At 64.1% G+C, this 1,696-nt stretch carries 2 protein-coding genes; one reads left to right on the forward strand and one right to left on the reverse strand.

Going from position 1 to position 1,696, the window contains the following annotated elements; genetic code table 11:
- The coding region (locus GY769_16905) for a hypothetical protein (GenBank protein ID MCP4203601.1) at positions 1-428 on the reverse strand (428 nt) is incomplete at its 3' end.
- Positions 429-599: 171 nt separating this feature from the next.
- Here GY769_16905 and GY769_16910 point away from each other — a divergent pair.
- A complete protein-coding gene (locus GY769_16910; protein ID MCP4203602.1) occupies positions 600-1,517 on the forward strand; it encodes a hypothetical protein in 918 nt (305 codons plus the stop codon).
- Positions 1,518-1,696 lie beyond the last annotated feature (179 nt).

Here is a 1,696-nt window from a genome sequence, read left to right on the forward strand (position 1 = left end):
AACGTCGCCAGGGCCATCTCCGGCCTCCAAAGAGTGAAGAAGCCGTTGGAGACGAGCCCCAACCAAGGAGGCGGCCGAGACCCGGCCCGTCGCCAGGGCGCCGGGCGGAAAGCCGGCGCTTCGAGCCGCGCCGAGGGCTCGTACTTCCGCGGAGCCTCCGCGCGGATGTTCGCGGAGCGGTGCTGACCCTGGCGCACCACTTTCATCTCCTCCCTGAAGGTGTCCTCGTTCTGCTCCATCCACTCCACCCACTCGGTGGCGTTCCTCGGGAAGCCGGGCCATGGCGCGGTCGAGTCCAGAGTCGTTCGCGCCCGGGCGCGCGCCAACTCGGCTCGCAGAGACTCCCCGTTCTCCCGGACGTACTGCTGTAAGGCTGCTTTTCGGCGGGGCCAAGACTCCGGATCCGCTAGCGCCTTCGGCGCTGACACCGCCGACCCGAACCTCCGCTGAGACCTGGGAAACAAGTGAGGATTGTGCTGGAGAGCTAGTGACCAGAGCGTGCCGCCTCCACGGCGCTTCCGCGGCACCGCTCCAGCGGAGGCTCCTTTCGCGCGCCCCTGGGCGCGGTACCTCCGCAAGATCATATCCCGCGAGGCGGTGTGCACGGCGATCAACTGTCTCCGTTCGCCGCGCTTGGCCTGTTGGTGCGCCCTTTCGACCTCGAGGGTGGAACCTTCCACCTGAGTGAGCCACGTCGACAGCTCTGTCTGGATTGCATCGGAAGCCAGGAAACGAGTTTGCTCGCGCAGGTCGCCTCGCCGCAGCGCCTCCTCCTGGAGAGGCCGACCATAACCCACGTCCAAGGAGTCCGCCTCAGCGTTCAGGAAGTTATCGATCTCGAGAAGGAATCCGATGGGATTCGCCGCTTTGGAGCAAAGAGCCAGTTTAAACGGATACGCCTGGTATTGCTTGAACCGTATGATGAGCGCCGAAGCGGTGAGAAGCAGTTGCTCGACAACGCGAGCCATGTCCAGGCCGCGGCGGAAGGCGGGTTCCGTAGGCAAGCGGCGAAGCGTCGCGCGCAGGTCATCGGACATTTTCTCGGCGACTTCCCCTCGGACGAGTCGGAGCAGCAATGGGCAAGCGGGTCGAACCCTGTTGCCCCCGCCACTAGGATCGTCTCGCGCCCGCGCCTTCCCTGTTATGGAGACCGCGTGCTGCGTCAGTGCCGTGCAGAGGCAAGCCCGCCGCAGCAGCAATGGCGTGTCCTTGTGCTGGAAGAACGCCTTCACGTGGCGGATCCTTTTTTGGCTCTGTGGGCGAGGGGCCTTCGTGGGGAGGGCGAGGAGCAGATCCAGAGGAATCCCAAGGAGGTGGATGCGGAGGAGACCTTGAACGCACTCCGTGAAGAGCCAGAATCGGGTGACCACGGGTTTCTCCTGCGTGCGCAGGCAACACCGCTCAAGCACTCGCAGGAGTTCGCCTCGCACCGCCTCCTCGAAGCAGGTCTCATCGTGCGGGATATGGCAGAAGTTGCCGAGCCCCGCGTTCAGCATGTCCAACCACTCATTGGGTAAAACGGTTTCGCCGCACAAGTCCTGGAGTCGCTTCCCGACGGACGCCTCTCGTCGGACGTTGCGTAGCTCCGATGGGTCCCTTTCGCGCGGATCGAGGATCCGCAGGTTCTCGAAGACGAACGCCCGCAGGTTCGCGTAGAACTCCTCATGGTATTCGCTCAGGAGATACTTGAAGAAGC

Source organism: bacterium (assembly GCA_024224155.1).
Classification (GTDB): domain Bacteria; phylum Acidobacteriota; class Thermoanaerobaculia; order Multivoradales; family JAHEKO01; genus CALZIK01.